The organism is Anabaena sp. CCY 9910, assembly GCF_963920875.1.
In the GTDB taxonomy this organism is placed as follows: Bacteria; Cyanobacteriota; Cyanobacteriia; order Cyanobacteriales; family Nostocaceae; genus Trichormus; species Trichormus variabilis.
This window is the reverse complement of sequence record NZ_CAWUDJ010000018.1, coordinates 70489-88187: the sequence shown is the minus strand read 5'-3', so window position 1 is coordinate 88187 and position 17699 is coordinate 70489. Positions and strand designations below refer to the sequence as shown.

The 17699-nt window shown below is 40.5% G+C and carries 21 protein-coding genes; 10 read left to right on the top strand and 11 right to left on the bottom strand.

The window, feature by feature from the left end:
* Positions 1-128: 128 nt before the first annotated feature.
* Entirely contained in the window at positions 129-1097 is a 969-nt protein-coding gene (locus ACM5QX_RS15320) for a DUF1822 family protein (RefSeq protein ID WP_414754303.1), read from the bottom strand.
* A gap of 313 nt (positions 1098-1410) precedes the next feature.
* Between ACM5QX_RS15320 and rsmG the strand changes: the two genes are divergently transcribed.
* Positions 1411-2148 carry a 16S rRNA (guanine(527)-N(7))-methyltransferase RsmG gene (gene rsmG / locus ACM5QX_RS15315; RefSeq protein WP_414754302.1) on the top strand — a complete coding sequence of 246 codons (738 nt, stop codon included), beginning with the start codon at positions 1411-1413 and terminating at the stop codon, positions 2146-2148.
* An 88-nt stretch (positions 2149-2236) separates the two neighbouring features.
* Positions 2237-2698: a peroxiredoxin gene (locus tag ACM5QX_RS15310; RefSeq protein ID WP_011320576.1), complete on the top strand. Its 462-nt coding sequence runs from the start codon at positions 2237-2239 to the stop codon at positions 2696-2698.
* 89 nt (positions 2699-2787) lie between these two features.
* Here the strand turns inward: ACM5QX_RS15310 and hpf are convergent, their stop codons facing one another.
* Complete coding sequence (gene hpf / locus ACM5QX_RS15305; RefSeq protein ID WP_414754301.1) at positions 2788-3429, bottom strand: ribosome hibernation-promoting factor, HPF/YfiA family; 642 nt, start codon at positions 3427-3429, stop codon at positions 2788-2790.
* Positions 3430-4015: 586 nt separating this feature from the next.
* On the opposite strand from hpf, the gene lipB reads away from it, so the two are divergent.
* Together lipB and ACM5QX_RS15295 are read left to right on the top strand one after the other, a co-directional pair.
* Complete coding sequence (gene lipB, locus ACM5QX_RS15300; RefSeq protein ID WP_414754300.1) at positions 4016-4681, top strand: lipoyl(octanoyl) transferase LipB; 666 nt, start codon at positions 4016-4018, stop codon at positions 4679-4681.
* Positions 4682-4828: 147 nt separating this feature from the next.
* A complete protein-coding gene (locus ACM5QX_RS15295) occupies positions 4829-5029 on the top strand; it encodes a hypothetical protein (protein WP_414754299.1) in 201 nt (66 codons plus the stop codon).
* Here the strand turns inward: ACM5QX_RS15295 and ACM5QX_RS15290 are convergent.
* Positions 5026-5505 (bottom strand): hypothetical protein, encoded by a 480-nt coding sequence (locus ACM5QX_RS15290; protein ID WP_414754298.1) that lies wholly within the window; start codon positions 5503-5505, stop codon positions 5026-5028. The two genes, ACM5QX_RS15295 and ACM5QX_RS15290, sit on opposite strands and share 4 nt — an antisense overlap.
* Positions 5506-5557: 52 nt before the next feature.
* On the opposite strand from ACM5QX_RS15290, the gene ACM5QX_RS15285 reads away from it, so the two are divergent.
* The 3 genes from ACM5QX_RS15285 to crtW all read left to right on the top strand — a co-directional run bounded on the left by ACM5QX_RS15285 (position 5558) and on the right by crtW (position 9301).
* Positions 5558-7063, top strand: a complete 1506-nt coding sequence (locus tag ACM5QX_RS15285; protein ID WP_414754297.1) for an ABC transporter permease subunit — start codon at positions 5558-5560, stop codon at positions 7061-7063.
* Between the two features lie 186 nt (positions 7064-7249).
* On the top strand, positions 7250-8038 hold the full coding sequence (locus tag ACM5QX_RS15280) for an ADP-ribosylglycohydrolase family protein (RefSeq protein WP_414754325.1): 789 nt from the start codon (positions 7250-7252) through the stop codon (positions 8036-8038).
* A 486-nt stretch (positions 8039-8524) separates the two neighbouring features.
* Positions 8525-9301 carry a beta-carotene ketolase CrtW gene (gene crtW / locus ACM5QX_RS15275; protein WP_414754296.1) on the top strand — a complete coding sequence of 259 codons (777 nt, stop codon included), beginning with the start codon at positions 8525-8527 and terminating at the stop codon, positions 9299-9301.
* Positions 9302-9499: 198 nt separating this feature from the next.
* Here crtW and ACM5QX_RS15270 read toward each other — a convergent pair whose 3' ends face one another.
* The 5 genes from ACM5QX_RS15270 to ACM5QX_RS15250 form a co-directional block, all read right to left on the bottom strand.
* Positions 9500-9652, bottom strand: coding sequence for a PsaJ protein (locus ACM5QX_RS15270; RefSeq protein WP_414754295.1), 153 nt, complete (start codon positions 9650-9652; stop codon positions 9500-9502).
* 588 nt (positions 9653-10240) lie between these two features.
* On the bottom strand, positions 10241-10765 hold the full coding sequence (locus ACM5QX_RS15265; RefSeq protein ID WP_414754294.1) for a DUF937 domain-containing protein: 525 nt from the start codon (positions 10763-10765) through the stop codon (positions 10241-10243).
* A 321-nt stretch (positions 10766-11086) separates the two neighbouring features.
* On the bottom strand, positions 11087-11377 hold the full coding sequence (gene gatC, locus ACM5QX_RS15260; RefSeq protein WP_011320585.1) for an Asp-tRNA(Asn)/Glu-tRNA(Gln) amidotransferase subunit GatC: 291 nt from the start codon (positions 11375-11377) through the stop codon (positions 11087-11089).
* Positions 11378-11550: 173 nt separating this feature from the next.
* Entirely contained in the window at positions 11551-12072 is a 522-nt protein-coding gene (locus ACM5QX_RS15255) for a photosystem I assembly protein Ycf3 (protein WP_414754292.1), read from the bottom strand.
* Positions 12073-12155: 83 nt separating this feature from the next.
* Positions 12156-12857, bottom strand: a complete 702-nt coding sequence (locus ACM5QX_RS15250; protein ID WP_011320587.1) for an SOS response-associated peptidase — start codon at positions 12855-12857, stop codon at positions 12156-12158.
* 203 nt (positions 12858-13060) lie between these two features.
* Between ACM5QX_RS15250 and ACM5QX_RS15245 the strand changes: the two genes are divergently transcribed.
* Positions 13061-13693, top strand: coding sequence for a glutathione S-transferase family protein (locus ACM5QX_RS15245; RefSeq protein WP_414754291.1), 633 nt, complete (start codon positions 13061-13063; stop codon positions 13691-13693).
* Positions 13694-13828: 135 nt separating this feature from the next.
* On the opposite strand, the gene ACM5QX_RS15240 is transcribed toward ACM5QX_RS15245, so the two are convergent.
* From ACM5QX_RS15240 to ACM5QX_RS15230, 3 genes are all read right to left on the bottom strand, one after another.
* Positions 13829-14056, bottom strand: a complete 228-nt coding sequence (locus tag ACM5QX_RS15240) for a DUF167 domain-containing protein (RefSeq protein ID WP_414754290.1) — start codon at positions 14054-14056, stop codon at positions 13829-13831.
* Positions 14057-14275: 219 nt separating this feature from the next.
* On the bottom strand, positions 14276-14836 hold the full coding sequence (locus ACM5QX_RS15235; RefSeq protein WP_011320590.1) for a DUF2231 domain-containing protein: 561 nt from the start codon (positions 14834-14836) through the stop codon (positions 14276-14278).
* A gap of 11 nt (positions 14837-14847) precedes the next feature.
* Positions 14848-15594, bottom strand: coding sequence for a DUF2993 domain-containing protein (locus ACM5QX_RS15230; protein WP_414754289.1), 747 nt, complete (start codon positions 15592-15594; stop codon positions 14848-14850).
* A 259-nt stretch (positions 15595-15853) separates the two neighbouring features.
* Here ACM5QX_RS15230 and ACM5QX_RS15225 point away from each other — a divergent pair, with 259 nt between their 5' ends.
* On the top strand, positions 15854-16909 hold the full coding sequence (locus tag ACM5QX_RS15225; RefSeq protein WP_414754288.1) for a hemerythrin domain-containing protein: 1056 nt from the start codon (positions 15854-15856) through the stop codon (positions 16907-16909).
* Between the two features lie 134 nt (positions 16910-17043).
* Positions 17044-17649, top strand: a complete 606-nt coding sequence (locus tag ACM5QX_RS15220) for a Uma2 family endonuclease (protein WP_414754287.1) — start codon at positions 17044-17046, stop codon at positions 17647-17649.
* Positions 17650-17699: the final 50 nt, after the last annotated feature.

Genomic DNA, 17699 nt, shown 5'->3' with positions numbered 1-17699 from the left:
TCTGATTTACTCAATTTTTGACAAATCAGCAATTCCCGCCCAGTTTACCTGAAGTTCCTACATATCAATAATTTAGTTACTTATTGGTATTTACCTATTACCAACTACATAGTAAAAATCTGGTTGCTTTAAATTACAAAGCTCTCTGTAATACTCATATCATCTAATGCGACCTGAACGCTGAACTGTTCCTGAATTTCCCCACGAAATTGTAGTTGTAGGTAGTTGTCAGCACTCCTGGCTTGAGCCTCTAGAAATACTGCGCCGGAAGTGTCTATTACTGTCAGTTTTACTCCTGTGGGTAGATGTATTTGATTACCTGTGGAGTGTAATTGCAAACGAACACCGATTTGTCCGTTAGCTTCAGGTGCAATTTCCACAATCAACATCACTGGTTGGTCAACTATTTTGATCCCCAAGTCAATGAGTTTTGCTCGTCTGGTAACGGCTTCTGCTTGACTCAAAGTTGTATCTGGAGTGCTTACAGGGCTACGAAAGCCATAAGCAGGTCTAGCTTCCAGGGAATTCCACAAAGTTTCTACTGTTTGCCAGCCAGATTCAAATTGCCCGACAAACCACTGACTCAAATTCACCAAAGCATCCACAGGAGAAGTTTTGAGTTGTTCTAGGCGATCGATCAATGCTTCTATAGGTTGTAGTTGATTTAGAGGTAATGTTTCTTGATTAACTTTTTTAGTAAAACCTATTAATTTAGCTTCTGTATTAGTTTCATCAACTTGTACAATTACATAACCAATTCTTTCTTCCCAAGTTTCTGGGGGAACAGAACATACTTGCTCATGCAGCTGAACAGGACGGCATTCTAAACGACCAACTGAAGGAACTTCTAGGTCAGCTACATCTCCACATAGCTGCATTAATGGGTTCCAACTGTCACTAGCTGTCAAATTAGTTGCAACTTCCATCATTTGCAAATAATCATTCACCACTGACACAGCCAAAGTATTGAGCCTAACTTGCTCGGCCTTTTGAGAATTAGGCTGTCTGTTGGCGAACTGCTGGGCAGCAATACGAGCTGCTTGAGTAATTGGTAGTGTGATGGCGAAATCGTCTAGCTGGTTGGTAGTTTTAGTCATGGTTCAATCCCCACTGAATCAATGCTGCTGTATACATATCGCCCGCATTCACTAAATTTATGCCACAAAATGTAAAAAAATCAGCGAAATTTTCAGGACTGGTGATCAGTTAGTTGGTATTTATTTTCTTGCAGCAGTTGAGGGGACTGGGGATTGGGGACTGGGGACTGGGGACTGGGGGCAGGGGGCAGGGGGCAGGGGGCAGGGGGCAGGGGAAGACAACTGACAACTGACAACTGACTATTGACTGTTGACTATTGACCATTGACCATTGACCATTGACTATTGACTATTGACCACTGACTATTGACTAATGACTAACTTATTGCCAGAAATGGCTGAAATTTGGCAGCAAACTCTTAATTGGCAACCAACAGACTCTCAACAGGCGCGATTTCAGCAGCTTTATGAGTTAATTCTGGAAGGTAATCGTCAGTTAAATTTAACTCGCATCACTGAACCGCAGGAATTTTGGGAAAAACATCTTTGGGATTCACTGCGAGGAGTCGCACCACAGCAACAATTAATCTCGTTTCTGCCAGTGGGTGCATCTGTCATTGATATTGGTACTGGCGCTGGGTTTCCTGGTGTTCCTGTGGCAATTATCGCCCCTAATTCTACAATTACGCTGGTGGATTCAACGCGCAAAAAGATTACTTTTATCGAATCAATCTTGAAGGAACTTGGCCTGACTAATGCCAAAACTCTGGTTAGTAGGGCGGAAGAAATTGGTCAACAACCACAGCATCGAGAACAATATGATGTTGCCTTGATTCGTGCGGTTGGCACTGCTTCGGCCTGTGCAGAATATACTTTACCTTTACTAAAGTTAGGTGGTTTGGCTGTAATTTATCGTGGTACTTGGACTGAAGAAGAAACTACATCTTTGGAAAATGCAGTGCGGCAGTTAGGTGGCACAGTTGAATTAATAGACAACTTTACTACCCCCTTAACTAACAGCGTTCGGCACTGTCTTTACTTACGGAAGGTAGCTAAAACACCAGCTAATTTTCCTCGTGCTGTTGGTGTACCGACTCAAAAGCCTATTTAGGAAAGGCGAACTGACAAGTCGGCGCTGGCGCTATCGCTTTCACAAATAGTCATACAATATAAAGAAATGTATAGTTTATTAATTTTATATGCCAGTTAAAGTTGGAGACTCTGCACCTGATTTTACTTTACCTGCACAAAATGGCTCATCGGTGAGCCTGAGTGATTTTCGCGGTAAAAAGGCTGTGGTGCTGTACTTTTACCCCAAAGATGATACACCAGGATGTACAGCAGAATCTTGTGCTTTCCGCGATCGCTATGAAGTTTTTCAAACTGCTGGGGCGGAAATTATTGGTGTCAGTGGTGACTCTAACGAATCTCACCAAAAATTTGCTTCTAAATACAATTTACCTTTTACTCTGTTGAGCGACAAAGGCGACCAAGTACGCAAACTATACGGCGCAACAGCTGCTTTTGGTTTGTTTCCCGGTCGCGTCACTTACGTCATCGACCAACAGGGAGTTATCAAATACGTTTTTGATTCCATGTTCAACTTCCAAGGACACGTCGAGGAAGCGTTGAAAACTCTGCAACAGTTGGCGAATAAATAGGGTATCGGGGATTGGGTATTGGGTATTGGGTATTGGGTATTGGGCATAAATTTTACCACCTGATCCCCCAGTCCCCAGTCCCCAGTCCCTTACCTACTATGAGACTTTTCCGCCATCACGACATGATGAGTTTTACCATTTTTTCCGTTGGTGTGTCCGTTATTATTTCGGGGTTGAATCACACCATAGCCGCCGTGGTTGCGTTCATAAATAACGTTAATTTCTCCTGTTTCGGCGTTATGGAACATATAAAAGTCATGCCCCACTAGTTGCAACTGCTCTAAGGCTTCGGTAACGGTCATGGGGGGCATGGAAAAGTATTTGGTGCGGACGACTTCTTCAGGGAGTTCGGGAGTGCGATCGCCTATTAAATCTGCAACTACTGTTTCTGGTACGACGGTTTCGGTAGTTGGTAGAGCTTGTGTTTTCTGGTCTTGTTTTCTTTCTTTATATTTACGCAGTTGTCGGGAAATCTTGTCTGCTACTAAATCAATGCTTGCGTATAAATTTTCGCTGCTTTCCTCCGCGCGGATGACGCTACCATTTGCATAGATGGTAACTTCAGCTGCTTGCCTGGTATTAATTCGGGGATTGCGAGCCACGCTTAAATGGACATCCACTTCATTGGTGATGTTCTGAAAGTGATTAACCGCCTTTTCAATTTTCTGATGCACATATTCTCGAATCGCATCGGTAATTTCTATATTTTTGCCGTGGATGACAAGCTTCATGTAAACTCTCCCGCTCAATAGCACAATATTTGATGTGATGGTGTTTTTGTATGAAAAGAGACTGCGGTAAGTTCTATTTATTGCACCAATACCAAATGTGAACTTTCTTATATACGGCTAGCTTGTTCTAAAGTTTTCTGCATCTTCCACCTGATTTCTGAGTTACCAATTGTTCGCTAGACAATGGCATAAGCAGATATTTTTCTCAAATAAGGTAATATGAGAAATGGCTGTTTTGACTTCCTGCTTCATGGAAACAAACTTTACATAACTTGATAGTAGTTACTTCTGGCTTGTTAAAAGAAGTTTGCTTACTTGATGATGGATTACACAACGACTGTAGATGCAAATAACTCATTTTAGATTCATCAGCCAGTGTATTTGTTCTTTATGAACTTGGCATGATGCTTATTGTAGAGAATTCCTCCCAACACCTGATGTGGTTATATATTCAAACTAGCACTTTGTATTTGCGATGGCTGATTCCCTTGATGTTCCTTTAAAATCCTTTGCAAAGCTTGACAATTGTTGACTCAAAAGCTGTGAGTTGAAATATATTTAGTTGTAAAACCTGTTGATTTTTGGCATGATCCGTAGTAATAAACCCCCAGAGAACAGTTGTTTGTTATATGACAAGGGATTGATGCCATACTTGGAAGCTCACGCATGGCAGCGATCGCTCTTGCACCAACGCATCGATTACCCTAATCTAGAGGATGTACTGATATTGCTGGAACATCCGCCGGTTTACACTTTGGGGCAAGGCAGTAGTCTAGAATTTCTCAAATTTGACCCTAATCAAAGTGAGTTTGAGATACATCGAATTGAACGGGGTGGAGAAGTTACTTACCACTGTCCAGGTCAATTAGTGGGGTATCCGATTTTAAATCTGCGCCGCCATCGCCAAGACTTGCACTGGTATTTGCGACAATTAGAAGAAGTTATCATCCGTGTACTAGCAGTTTACGGCTTAAAAGGCGATCGCCTGCCATCTTTAACTGGGGTTTGGTTAGAAGGGAGGAAAGTTGCAGCCATCGGGATTAAAGTTAGTCGTTGGATTACCATGCACGGTTTTGCTTTAAATGTCTGTCCTGATATGACAGGGTTTGGCCGAATCGTCCCTTGTGGCATTACTGATAAGCCTGTTGGCAGTTTAGCCCAATGGATACCAGGAATTACTTGTGAGGAAGTACGAGTTCATGTTGTCCAGGCTTTTGCAGAAGTGTTTGGTCTAGTATTAGTTGACAGTTGACAGTTAACTGTTGACTGCTTCATGATGTAATAGGTGCGATCTACTACGAAAATTTGCATATATGAGAATATCCTGGTTCAAGCTAGAATATGAATGCTTACCAGTCTTCAAATCTATTCTTTGCACCCTTCAACTCCGATTTTGTTTGTGAATTATCCAATCAATCCTCAGATTTACGCTCCAGTATTTACTTCTCTGAAGGAACGCGACTGGAAGGCTTTATTAGAAATGTTTGATAGAGATGATATAGATGAAGTGGAAGCTGATATCAATGTTAATTTGCAGTTGATGATACCCGAACCTTGCTGGGAAGATGATCCCTTCGATTTCTTGCGCGAATATCTTTAACCAATTATGTACTGCATGAGTTCCACAGAAGTTTTACCTGTTTTAACGGTGATGTAATCATAACCCATACCACCAGCATATAGGTGCCATTGTGCGATCGCCATATTTGGGTTGTTACATAAATCCAGCAAAAAAGCTGTTTCAATACTGTGGTAAACACTGTCTGGGTAGCCGCCATATCCACATTCAATCTTGATGATATGACTATGAATTTCTATGGAGTGGTAAATCCAGATATTTACCGGGTTTTTCCCTTCTAAGTTCGCCTTAAATGCTTCGGCATGAGATTCATTTACAAACAGGTGATAACAGTCATGGTCATGCACCGGAATATATGTAAATGATGGTAGGGATAATTGAGAAATTACAGCCTCAAGTTGTGGTATGCTTTGCGGGGTCACTTCTACTACACACAGCCAATCAGGGCCGCGTCCTGATGCTGCTAATTCCCAACACCAATTTCTGTTAACTAACATATCTCATCAAAATATCTGATAATCACCATTGTTATAACAGGGGAGAAGTTGGATGAGTAAGCAGATTTTTGGACGCTGGTGTCTGGTGTTGAGCTTAATTTGTTTGTTACTTACTGGTTGTAGTGGCAATTTAAGTCAGGAAAAAACTCTAAGGATAGCAACAGAACCAGCCTTTCCACCTTTTGAGTTTACAGGGCAAGGGGGAAATTTACAGGGTTTTTCTATAGATTTGATGAATGCGATCGCCTCTGCTGCTAACTTGAGAGTAAGTTTCCAAAGTCTGCCTTTTGACGGGATTATCCCTGCCTTGCAAAGCAGAACTGTAGACGCGGCGATTAGTTCCATCACCATCACTGCCGAACGGGCAAAAACCGTTGCGTTCTCTCGTCCTTATTTTAAAGCAGGGTTAGCGATCGCTATTCGCTCCAGCGATGAAGATATTACAGGTTTTGACAGTCTCAAAAATAAAAAAATCGCCGTGCAGATTGGCACAACCGGCGCAGAAAAAGCCAAAAGTATTCCAGGGGCGCAAATTCGTAGCTTTGATTCTGCACCCCTAGCCCTACAAGAATTACTGAATAGCAATGTAGATGCAGTCATCAATGATGCACCTGTGACTTTATATGCTATTAATACAGGCAATTTACAAGGAATTAAAGTTGTCGAAAAGTTGCTGACAGAAGAATATTATGGGATTGCTACAGCCCAAAATTCCCCTTATTTGGCACTAATTAATGATGGCTTAAATCGGGTGTTAGCAAATGGTGCTTATTCCCAAATTTACCAGAAATGGTTCAAAGCAGAACCACCATCGTTACCAGATAAATCACTCTATGAAAATCAAAATAATACTCGTAAATCTAGCTCAATTAAACTGATTTTACAGTTTCTCCCGACTTTATTACAAGGTGCATTAGTCACCATACAACTGACAATTTTGTCTACATTATTGGGGTTAATATGTGGTACTTTAATTGCGTTGATTCGTCTTTCTCAATTTACTCCTGCACGTTTATTAGCCAGAGCTTATGTAGATTTCTTCCGGGGAACACCTCTGCTAGTACAAATTTTTATGATTTACTTTGGAATACCAGCACTTGCTCAACAACTTGGTTTTACATTTAACTTTGACCGTTGGGTAGCGGGAGTTATTGCCTTAAGTGTAAATGCAGCCGCCTACATCGCTGAAATTGTCCGTGCTGGTATTCAATCAATAGAAACTGGACAAACAGAAGCGGCTAAATCATTAGGTTTAAATCCTTGGTTGACAATGCGTCTGGTAATTTTTCCCCAAGCTTTCCGGCGAATGTTACCACCTTTGGGTAATGAGTTTATCAGTTTGTTAAAGGATACGAGTTTAGTTGCCGTGATTGGATTTGAAGAGTTATTCCGCAAAGGGCAATTGATTGTTGCAGACAACTATCGTGCCTTTGAAATTTATGCGGCTGTCGCCATAGTATATTTATGTTTAACACTTTTAGCTTCTCAAGTTCTGAGCCGTTTAGAAATGTGGATGAATCCGACCATGAAAGCTCAACAACGAAAAGCCAAAAGATGAATCAATTCAAAATACCCCACGGGTAGGCTGCGCCAACAAAATTCAAATTCAGTAATTTGTAAGTACATTGGCCTCAAAGAAATGTACTATTTAGAGGAAAGCAAGCGATCGCTTGGAGGTGTACCTGAGCATAACGCAATACTACACCTAGAAAAACCAGCCTAAGATGACTAAGTGAAAGATAATATGTTGGGTGCGATCGCAGGTGACATAATTGGTTCAGTTTATGAGGGAAACAGTATCAAAACGAAAGATTTTCCCTTGTTTAGCAGGCAGAGTCGCTTCACTGATGATACGGTGCTAACTGTGGCAGTGGCAGATGTGATCCTCAACACTGATCAATTTCCTCAAAGCAGTAAATACATTGACCAATTCAAGTGGTACTATCGTCGCTACCTATATGCAGGTTATGGACGTAACTTTAGTAACTGGGCTAAATCTAACAGCACTCAACCATACAATAGTTTTGGTAATGGTGCAGCTATGCGCGTCAGTCCTATTGCCTTTGCCTTTCCAGATTTAAACACTGTCTTGCAACAAGCTAAAGGTAGTGCAGAAGTTACTCATAACCACCCAGAAGGGATCAAAGGCGCACAAGCTACAGCATCCGCCATCTTCCTCGCCAGGACAGGCTGGGATAAAGCAGAGATTAAATCCTACATTCAAAATAACTTTGGTTACAACCTAGACCAAACCCTAGAACAAATCAGACCGACTTACCAATATGATGCTACCTGTCCAGGTTCCGTCCCCCAAGCAATTATTGCCTTTTTAGAATCCTCAGACTTTGAAGATGCAATTCGCAATGCCGTTTCCCTTGGTGGTGATAGCGATACCATCGCCTGTATTACTGGTGCGATCGCTCAAGCATACTATGGAGGTGTACCCAGAGCGATCGCTGAACAAACCTTGTCTCATTTAAATGAACATTTATGTACCACTACAGAAAAATTTATGTATAAATACTGTCTTTAGTCCATCCCTACCCTACATAACACTACATCTTCAGGTCGAATGGCACTAAGATAAGCGCAAATCTTTAAGATATAAGCCTTTCGGGGTGTAAGGGTGTAGGTGGGTAAGGGAAACATCTAAATAACAATTTGAATGCTTGTAATAGCTGTGGGATTAGTAATGGGAAAATAATTCTCTCTTAGCGATTACCCCCAACTAGAGTAAGCAGATGGAAAACAATTAGCCAAACTTTATATAAGACTCCATATAGAGAATTTTCCCAGAAAAATTTTCCACCCTCAGAATGTAACAAATTGTTAATATTGTGTAATACTAGGAAATGCAAGATAAATAAATACTTTTTTGGTAACTGTTAATTTTGCCAAAAAGTAGGTAAAAACTAGATTTTAAACTTTAAGCTAAACGAAGTTAAAAGTAAAATCATTACCTTTATTACTTGCAAAATTTCACTGATTAATTCATTAAAAAGTATAACGGGGTAAGAGCATGGTTCAGTGTCAACCATCATCTCTACGTGCAGAAAAACTAGTGTTACTGTCATCGACAATCAGGGATGATAAAAATACTAATAAGGGTATATTTGTTGCCTGTTTTATCTTATTTTTATGGGCAATTAGTTTAATCTTATTACTCTCAATAGATACATCCATAATTAATCAGGGCTTATTAATCATAGCCATGCTTTGGCAGACATTCTTATATACAGGTTTATTTATTACTGCTCATGATGCCATGCACGGCGTAGTTTATCCCAAAAATCCTAAAATAAATAATTTTATAGGTAAGCTCACTCTCATCCTGTATGGATTATTACCTTATAAAGATTTATTGAAAAAACATTGGCTACACCACGGACATCCTGGTACTGACTTAGACCCTGATTATTACAATGGTCATCCCCAAAACTTCTTTCTTTGGTATCTACATTTTATGAAGTCTTATTGGCGATGGACACAAATTTTCGGATTAGTGATGATTTTTCACGGACTTAAAAGTCTTGTACATATACCAGAAAATAATTTAATTATATTTTGGATGATACCTTCTATTTTAAGTTCAGTACAACTATTTTATTTTGGTACATTTTTACCGCATAAAAAGCTAGAAGGTGGTTATACTAACCCCCATTGTGCGCGCAGTATCCCATTACCTCTTTTTTGGTCTTTCGTCACTTGCTATCACTTCGGCTACCACAAAGAGCATCACGAATATCCTCAACTTCCCTGGTGGAAATTACCCGAAGCTCACAAAATATCTTTATAAGGTGAAGATTGAATGATTGAGAAGTTAGGTTACAGGGACAACAGTGAGAAAAACTAAAATTTTCTCAGATAATAAAATCAATCTCTGCTGAAAGCTGTCATTTTTACGACTATGCAGATTTGAATGCTGATGAGCATCAGAAAACTTTCGGGAAGACAGATAAAAGATTTATTAGGGAAGGTCTTTTCCTAAAACTCCTTATGGTAGAGGATGGAAAAGAAGATCAGGAAAAATATGGTTAAAAATTGCCCACGTAGAAAAGGCAACTGATATGGCTATAACAGCAATAACTGGTGCAAGAGAAAGATATTCGAGGAAATATTTTTTCTCTTTATCTTGTGATTTAGTCATATCATAAATTGTCAATTAACACTTAAAATAGTACTGACTAATTTTTAACGAAAGCTCTATCAAAAGAATAGTCAATACTATCAAAAATAGGAAAATTATATAAAAGACTTTTATCAAAGCAGAATTCAGGAGTCAGTCGTCAGCATTCTCCAATTGAATTCTGTGCGAGTGGTGAGTCCAGTCTTGAATGAAGGAGGGTTTCCCTCCGTAGGGAACTGGCGTTAGCGTAGCGGTAGCGACGTAAGGAGCGTCACCCGAAGGGCGAATGTAGCTTGCTTCTCCGTAGGAGTATAAACGGCGTTTTTGCACCCCCGCTAAATTTTTAATTTAGCGGTCTACAATTACTGGCGGGTTTGAATCCCTCACGAATTGATTCTGATTCCTGAATTCTGACTTCTGGATTCTTCTTCAATGGTCAGATATTTTCGCCAGGGGATTTTCGATTCTCATGAATCGAAAATTAGGTAGAGGGTAGAGAACATGGTTGTATCTTTCCACCCCAAAAACTTTAACAATTATCTCTACATAAAGATGAGCCGGGCTTATTAGCTATCAGGCTTTACTTATTACAAATCACCACTGATGTTACTATCTACCAACATATTGGCTCATTAACTGCATAGCATCAGCGATATCTACATCACCATCTTTGTCTGCATCCAAGAAAGAATTCAAAACAGAATTTCCAGCACCTTGAGGATTTTGAGCATTAGCGCCGGATTGTAAAAAGTTCAATACTAAAGGTACGATAACTGGCAATAGTTGCTGAATTGTACCAGCATCTAAACCTGTGTGTTGGGATACTACCTGTGCTACCTGCTGTTGTATGTTAGGAGAAAATAGAGAATTAACTGCCTGAGGATTATAAGAAGTGCCGGCATATTCATTAACTAATGCTTGGGTCGCTTCATTACCCTCTGTGGCTTGTTTTTGTTGTAAAGCGGAACGTACATAGTTACCTACTACACCTATGACAGATTGCATTGTCGAAGGATTTGTGCCAGTTTGATTACTTAGTTGATCTACAGTGTTAATGATGTTTCCTAGTTGACCTAAACTGCCTTGTTGATTGGGATTGCTAACAGCACCGAGAATTTGGTCAAACAGCCCCATAATTATTTTCCTCCCTTGCTTCTCATGCCATAAAGGCGAAAGTGTTGTTGTTATTATGAAGAAATTAACTCCGCAATACTAGAAACTTAAGGATGAAAAATTTGTAATTCTTTTGGCGAGCAGGGTTATGAATTATTTTGCAGAGATTAAGTAAATTGGGAATCTCCCGAACTTGCAGCCAATAAGTCTGAAATTTCCAGATTATTACCTTGTAGTTTGAGAGTTCCCAAAAAGTGAATTACTACTACTGCTAGTAAGCAAAATAACCCTTACTAGATGCGCTGACTTCTAACTAAAGTAAGAACTTTTTTTAACTGTGGATTACTCGGCATTGAGGATTTTTGGTACTTTAAAAAATTCCCCTTCTTGTTCAGGCGCGCTGCTGAGGATAGCTTCTCTGTCAGCATAGGGTTGCAGGTTATCTTCTCTGGTAATGTTGCTGACATCAATTGCCCGCGCTGTGGGTGGTACATTACTCACATCTAGTTCATTTAGCTGCTCGACGTAATCTAAAATACTTCCTAGCTGAGTGGTAAATTGCTCTTCTTCTTGGGGAGTCAATTCTAAACGGGCAAGTAGAGCTACTTTGCGGACTTGTTCGCGGTCGATCATATTTTGTTAGTTGTTAGTGGTCAGTTGTGAGCCAGTGACGGGTACGTAGGGGGTTTCCCGCAAGGGTGCAACTGGCGTTAGCGCAGCGTTAGCGTTCGCGCAGCGTCTCATAGAGAGGAACGAGCGTCACCCAAAGGGTCAGTTGTCAGTTGTCAAGAACTAATGACTAACGACTAAAAGAATACGTCTATTTGCATCCGTCCGGTGGTTTTTAGCCAGTTTTGGGCTTCTATATAGTTATTGGGAGCCATGCGAATGGCACGAATCCAGTAATCTGCGGCTTGGTCAAACAGTGCTTCACCACCGTCGTGATCTCCAGCTTCTTTGGCTTTTTCGCCTTTGTAATGGTAAATTACGGCGATGTTGTTCAAGGCTTGGGGTAGGCGGGGATTAAGTTCGATCGCCTGGTGATATAGTTCTAGAGCTTTATCATGGTCGCCGTTGCTGGCATAAATTAGCCCCATGTTGTAAAGAATATAACCGCGATCGTTGGTGTCTTCTTCCAATGTGAGGGCTTCTTCGTAATATTCTAGTGCTTCGGCATATTCGCCTTCTGCTTGGGCTGACATCCCATCTCGGTAATAAACAAAGGCTTCTTTGGCTTTTTTATTGGTTGGCAGTATCTTGAGAATTATATCCGCCATCACAGTAAAGGATTTGTCAACAAAGTTATCGTTTTTTTGTGTTCTTGGCATATTTTTTTCTATGGTTGTACCGCTATGTGGGGATTCCTGAGTCCGGACTTCTTCCTGTGGTTCCCCCAATTCCCTACCTAAAGCTAATTTAACTGATTTGGGGAACTATTCTGCCCTGGGATGGGGATAATACATTCTGGGTTGTTGTGTTTTGGGCTATTGACTAAGGTACTAACTGGGTAGGCGGTCATTTCTGAGGCTGGATAGGGAGATAATAAGTGTTGTAATGCTTGGGGCCTTTGCTCTTGGGGATCTAACCACAAATCGTAATCTTGGGGAGCGAGGATGACCGGCATTCGGTCATGAATTGGTTGCAGCAGTTCGTTGGCTGCTGTTGTGACGATTGTACAAGAGGTGATTTCTTCACCAGCCGGTGTTTGCCATTTTTCCCATAATCCCGCAAAGCCAAAGGGTTGACTGTCTTGGAGGCGGAAATAAAAGGGTTGTTTTTTACCTTGCTGTCTTTGCCATTCAAAAAAACCATCAGCTACTACTAAACAGCGTCGCTGCTTGAATGCTGAACGAAAAGAGGGTTTTTCGGCAACAGTTTCGGCTCTGGCGTTGATGAGCTTCGAGGCGATCGCTGGATCTTTAGCCCATGAAGGTATCAAACCCCAGCGTAACCTTTGAAATTCACGTTTATTACTTTCAGGGTTGTGTAAAACTGTCACCACGGTTTGCGTAGGTGCAATGTTATATTGAGCCTCTAAATCCAGGAGTGGCTGGATATGAAAAAACTCAGCTAATGCTTCTGCTGACTGGTTTAAAGTAAATCTTCCACACATATTTAAATTTTATCTCACTGCATCAAATAAAACATCTAAATTCAGAATTAATTAATACTATTATTTTTATTTTTTCGGATAATTAATAACTAAATATGTGAAAATTATAAATCAGAGAATCATCCTGTTCTTTGAAAATAATTTTGTAAGATATTGTATTTTAGACCCTGAATTTGCTATATATTCTGCATCCTAATCTCTACATGGAAAACTTACATTTGTACGATTTTTTACCCTCAGGCAACGGCTATAAAGTCAGGCTTCTATTAACACAAATGGGCATACCATTTGAACGAATAGAAGTCAATATTTTAAAGGGAGAGAGTCGCACACCAGAATTTTTAAGTAAAAATCCTAACGGGAGAATACCAGTTTTAGAAGTTGCACCAGGTAAGTATTTAGCAGAATCAAACGCTATCTTGCTTTACCTGAGCGAATACACAGAATTTTTACCGTACGATCGCTATTTAAAAGCCCAGGTAATGCAGTGGTTATTTTTTGAACAATATAGCCATGAACCATATATTGCTACATCACGTTTTTGGGTTTCTATTTTAGGTAAAGCGGAAGAATATCGTACAGCTTTAGAAGAAAAACGCGAACCTGGTTATGCAGCTCTCAAGGTGATGGAAAATCATTTGAAATACCATAATTTTTTCGTAGATGAGCGTTACACAATTGCTGATATTGCTTTATTTGCTTATACCCATGTGGCGGATGAAGGTGGTTTTGATTTAACACAATTTCCAGCTATTCAAGCTTGGATAGAAAGAGTCAAAGCCCAGCCTGGATATATTAGTATTACTCATGAGCCGATGTTATGCTACGATTGGTGACCGGCTAAAGTAATTCGTAATTAAGAACACTAGATGTATTTTGGATTGCTGAGTTAGTATTCGTTATCTTATTGGGGAAAATCGATACTAACTCATAACTAAATTCTATATATCTTTTATCTAGACCTATTTACACTAAATATTTGTGTCAATCTCAATCAGTTTTTGTCTAGAAGATAAACCAGATTTAATGGTGATGTGAGATTTCGGCACAGCAAATTTTTCAGCTAGAAGTTTGATCAACTCTTCATTAGCTTTACCATCTACTGGTGGAGATTTTAAGTGTACAGTTAGACTCCCATCATCTTGCTCGGCAATTTTTTGTTGTTTGGAATTAGGTTTAACCTTAACCTTTTTTTGCATAACCTATGTTTTTTAGTACCAATTGTGTCAGTTGTTTTGGATCTAGTTTAATACCCCATCTTAAGAGTGGGTGTTTTTTAGGTGTCTTCTTGAAAAGTTCTTCCTTTTAGGTAGAACCCAAGACACACTTTTCGCTTTGCTACTGACTATTAACTATTAACCACTGACAAAACTCCACCCATAAAGGGATGGAGTTTTTATTTTGGATTTTGAATTGATTTACGGGTATCTTCTACTACCTGCACCAACTACGCCAATTTTGTGGCGATAGGAGAGTTCTGCACCAAACCAACCGGAAATGCTTGTTAGAGTACCGACAATTAAGGAAATTAATAATCCCCAAGGAAGGATTCTGGCTTCAGCGTCGCCTAAGCGGAGGATGAAGTTTACTAGTGACAGAACAAGAAGAGAGACATTGAGAATCAGGTGCGCCCAACCCGCGTTGCGTTTGCGGACACGTTCAATTTTCAAGAAGTCACTTAAACCTATGGCGGCGGCGATCGCACCTCCACCTAAACCCAGTCCAATTAACCACACAGAAGCCCTCGCCCAGAAGTAATCGCGGGTTAACCAATAGCCGAAATCGCTACCCAGGGCGGCGGCGAGGAAAGCTATGGGGAAAATCACACTAAGGGGATGTAGGGGATGTCCGGCGATCGCTACTGTACTGGGGACACCCGTATCACGATATTCGCGATCGTCCGTTTCAATCACTGGGGGAATATTTGGAAATGGTGATGAAGCGGAGGAAGCAGAGGAAGTTGTTTCTGTCGTTTCCATAAATAAGTATCCTAGTTTTCAGCTGTGGGTATTTGTTCTACATAAGCTTCGGCTTGCAAGGTGAGTTTGCCTGTTTCTGCTGCTAATTGCTGCACTCGCAAGCTCATTCCTTCTAAATCGAAGTTGCTTAAGTTTAAAATTTCGCTAGTTTGTGCTACTAAAGCTTGTGTCAACTCTGGTGATATTTCTTCGCTGTTACCATAGGCGACATTTTCCAGAATTACTGTTGTGCCATTAGCACTAATACGAGGTTCGGCTGTAAAGGCAACTTGCTGCGGTTCGCTATTTTCTTCTAACAGGATGCTGGCATTTAGTGAAACTTTTCCCTCACCGGGTAGGCGAAAGTTTATTTGTTGAGGTGTGACTGTTTTTAGTTGCCCATTAATATGGATTTTCTGACTTTGAATTTTGGAGATAATAAACTCAGAATTGAAGGCACGGTTGATATCTGATTCTGTTAAAACAACCCGCGCACTACCAACTGTAGGTTTAGTAAGTTCAATCTTACCAAATGCGGCACTTAAAGGATTAATAGCAACACTATTGACCTGCATTTTCATTTCCTCCACGCGGAGGTCTTTCTGCATAACCAAACCTTCACCATTAATCTCGACTGCATCCACCTGTCCTTGAACTAATTTCAGTGGATCAGTTTTGATGCTCACATCTAAGTTATCTACTTCATCTAATTGGCTAGACAACCCAATTTCTGCCGCTTTATTCAGCGCTTGTTCTCCTAGTCCGGGGGAATCCGGCATTATTATTTGATCTCCCAAAATTTAAATATCCTTGAGTCAATTTAGACAACTAAAATAAATTTTTTATCTATCTAGAGATGGAGTGAATATTAAATTGTTGTCCGCCTAAAAGTAGAAGTGTATTTTTCTGTAAAAAAATATTTGTTTTCTATCTTGGGTTACGTAGCTAATCGTTCAAAAGAAGGAGGAAAGTCTACAAAGAACTATGTCACTCTGAAAGAAGTTAAGAATCCGACTATTTTTCTGAGGAGAACCTAGAATGGTATCAACTTTAGATGATACAAAGCGTAATGCTATTGCTGAGAAATTAGCAGATGCCAAGCTTCTTCAAGAGTTACTAATTGAAAATGAGGAAAGATTTTTAAGAGAATCAACTGATAATGAAATCTCTAATCGCATTCGTGATTTCCTAGAAGATGACCGGAAAAACTTAGGCATTATAGAGACTGTCATTGTTCAATATGGTATACAAAAAGAACCAAGACAAACAGTCCGCGAAATGGTTGACCAAGTTCGCCAATTAATGCAGGGTTCCCAACTAAATTTCTTTGAAAAAGTAGCTCAACATGAGTTGCTGAAACACAAACAAGTTATGAGCGGTTTACTGGTTCACAAAGCAGCCCAAAGAGTTGGTGCTGATGTGCTGGCTGCTATTGGCCCCTTAAACACAGTTAACTTTGAAAACCGCGCTCACCAAGAACAACTCAAAGGTATTTTAGAAATTTTGGGTGTTCGTGAACTTACTGGACAAGACGCAGATCAAGGTATTTGGGGACGAGTTCAAGATGCGATCGCTGCTTTTAGTGGTGCAGTTGGTAGCGCAGTTACCCAAGGTTCTGATAAGCAAGATATGAATATCCAAGATGTGATCCGTATGGATCACAACAAGGTAAATATTTTGTTCACAGAACTACAACAAAGCAACGATCCTCAAAAAATCCAAGAGTATTTTGGTCAAATCTACAAAGATTTAACTGCTCACGCTGAAGCGGAAGAAGAAGTAGTTTATCCCAGAGTCCGTTCTTTCTACGGTGAAGGTGACACCCAAGAATTGTATGATGAACAAGCCGAGATGAAGCGCTTGTTAGACCAAATCAAGGCTATCAGCCCCTCTGCTCCTGAATTCAAAGATAGAGTCAGACAGTTGGCTGATATCGTCATGGATCACGTCCGCCAAGAAGAAAGCACCTTGTTTGCTGCTATTCGCAACAACCTCAGTTCTGAACAAACTGAGCAATGGGCTACCGAATTCAAAGCCGCTAAGAGCAAAATTCAACAAAGATTAGGTGGTCAAGCTACCGGCGCAGGTGTTTAGAACTCAGCACTAGCCACCGCTAACATAATTGTTTTTGTTGCCCGCCCACTCCTTGCTTTATGGAGTGGGCGGGCTGTTTTGATGATTGCTTCTAACTTATAATTAGGAGAACTTGGTCTCAGGAGATTGACATCATGACACATATCTCCCCAAAAATACTGACTTGTGAAGATTTTCTCTGTCAATACCGAGACAATCCCCGTTATGAATTAGCAGATGGAGAATTAATTGATATGGAACCCACTGGCCCCCACGAAACGGTGAGTGGCAAGTTGGCAACCCAAATTGGGATTTACCTCGTCTCGGAACACCTCCCCTGGTTTATTCCTCGCACTTGTTTAATTTATCCCTTTGCAGATACAGCTACAGCTCGTCGCCCTGATATTGTAGTCCTCGATGAAACTGTTCTCGACCGTGAACCCCTTTGGACAAGGGAACCTGTAATTACAACGGGACGCTCAATTAAACTGGTGGTGGAAGTTGTTAGTACCAACTGGGAAACCGACTACGCTCGGAAGGTTGAGGAATATGCTCTGTTAGGAATTCCTGAATATTGGATTGTCGATTATCGAGGGTTGGGCGGTGTGACATTTATTGGTAAACCTAAACAACCTACGTTTACTGTTTGTCAACTGGTTGAAGATACTTATACTCAGCAACAATACCGACTAAATCAAACAATTAACTCACCGCTTTTGCCTGGACTGCAACTTCGCTTAGATGACGTTTTGCCTCGTTAAATGCAATTTTTCCAGTGCTATTCTAGTCAACATTGCAAAAAATCTGTGAA

Coding starts and splice junctions, on each gene's coding strand:
- ACM5QX_RS15320 (WP_414754303.1), bottom strand. CDS start 1,097: ATGACTAAAACTACCAACCAGCTAGACGATTTCGCCATCACACTACCA.
- rsmG (WP_414754302.1), top strand. CDS start 1,411: ATGACTAACTTATTGCCAGAAATGGCTGAAATTTGGCAGCAAACTCTT.
- ACM5QX_RS15310 (WP_011320576.1), top strand. CDS start 2,237: ATGCCAGTTAAAGTTGGAGACTCTGCACCTGATTTTACTTTACCTGCA.
- hpf (WP_414754301.1), bottom strand. CDS start 3,429: ATGAAGCTTGTCATCCACGGCAAAAATATAGAAATTACCGATGCGATT.
- lipB (WP_414754300.1), top strand. CDS start 4,016: ATGATCCGTAGTAATAAACCCCCAGAGAACAGTTGTTTGTTATATGAC.
- ACM5QX_RS15290 (WP_414754298.1), bottom strand. CDS start 5,505: ATGTTAGTTAACAGAAATTGGTGTTGGGAATTAGCAGCATCAGGACGC.
- ACM5QX_RS15285 (WP_414754297.1), top strand. CDS start 5,558: ATGAGTAAGCAGATTTTTGGACGCTGGTGTCTGGTGTTGAGCTTAATT.
- ACM5QX_RS15280 (WP_414754325.1), top strand. CDS start 7,250: ATGTTGGGTGCGATCGCAGGTGACATAATTGGTTCAGTTTATGAGGGA.
- crtW (WP_414754296.1), top strand. CDS start 8,525: ATGGTTCAGTGTCAACCATCATCTCTACGTGCAGAAAAACTAGTGTTA.
- ACM5QX_RS15270 (WP_414754295.1), bottom strand. CDS start 9,652: ATGACTAAATCACAAGATAAAGAGAAAAAATATTTCCTCGAATATCTT.
- ACM5QX_RS15265 (WP_414754294.1), bottom strand. CDS start 10,765: ATGGGGCTGTTTGACCAAATTCTCGGTGCTGTTAGCAATCCCAATCAA.
- gatC (WP_011320585.1), bottom strand. CDS start 11,377: ATGATCGACCGCGAACAAGTCCGCAAAGTAGCTCTACTTGCCCGTTTA.
- ACM5QX_RS15255 (WP_414754292.1), bottom strand. CDS start 12,072: ATGCCAAGAACACAAAAAAACGATAACTTTGTTGACAAATCCTTTACT.
- ACM5QX_RS15250 (WP_011320587.1), bottom strand. CDS start 12,857: ATGTGTGGAAGATTTACTTTAAACCAGTCAGCAGAAGCATTAGCTGAG.
- ACM5QX_RS15245 (WP_414754291.1), top strand. CDS start 13,061: ATGGAAAACTTACATTTGTACGATTTTTTACCCTCAGGCAACGGCTAT.
- ACM5QX_RS15240 (WP_414754290.1), bottom strand. CDS start 14,056: ATGCAAAAAAAGGTTAAGGTTAAACCTAATTCCAAACAACAAAAAATT.
- ACM5QX_RS15235 (WP_011320590.1), bottom strand. CDS start 14,836: ATGGAAACGACAGAAACAACTTCCTCTGCTTCCTCCGCTTCATCACCA.
- ACM5QX_RS15230 (WP_414754289.1), bottom strand. CDS start 15,594: ATGCCGGATTCCCCCGGACTAGGAGAACAAGCGCTGAATAAAGCGGCA.
- ACM5QX_RS15225 (WP_414754288.1), top strand. CDS start 15,854: ATGGTATCAACTTTAGATGATACAAAGCGTAATGCTATTGCTGAGAAA.
- ACM5QX_RS15220 (WP_414754287.1), top strand. CDS start 17,044: ATGACACATATCTCCCCAAAAATACTGACTTGTGAAGATTTTCTCTGT.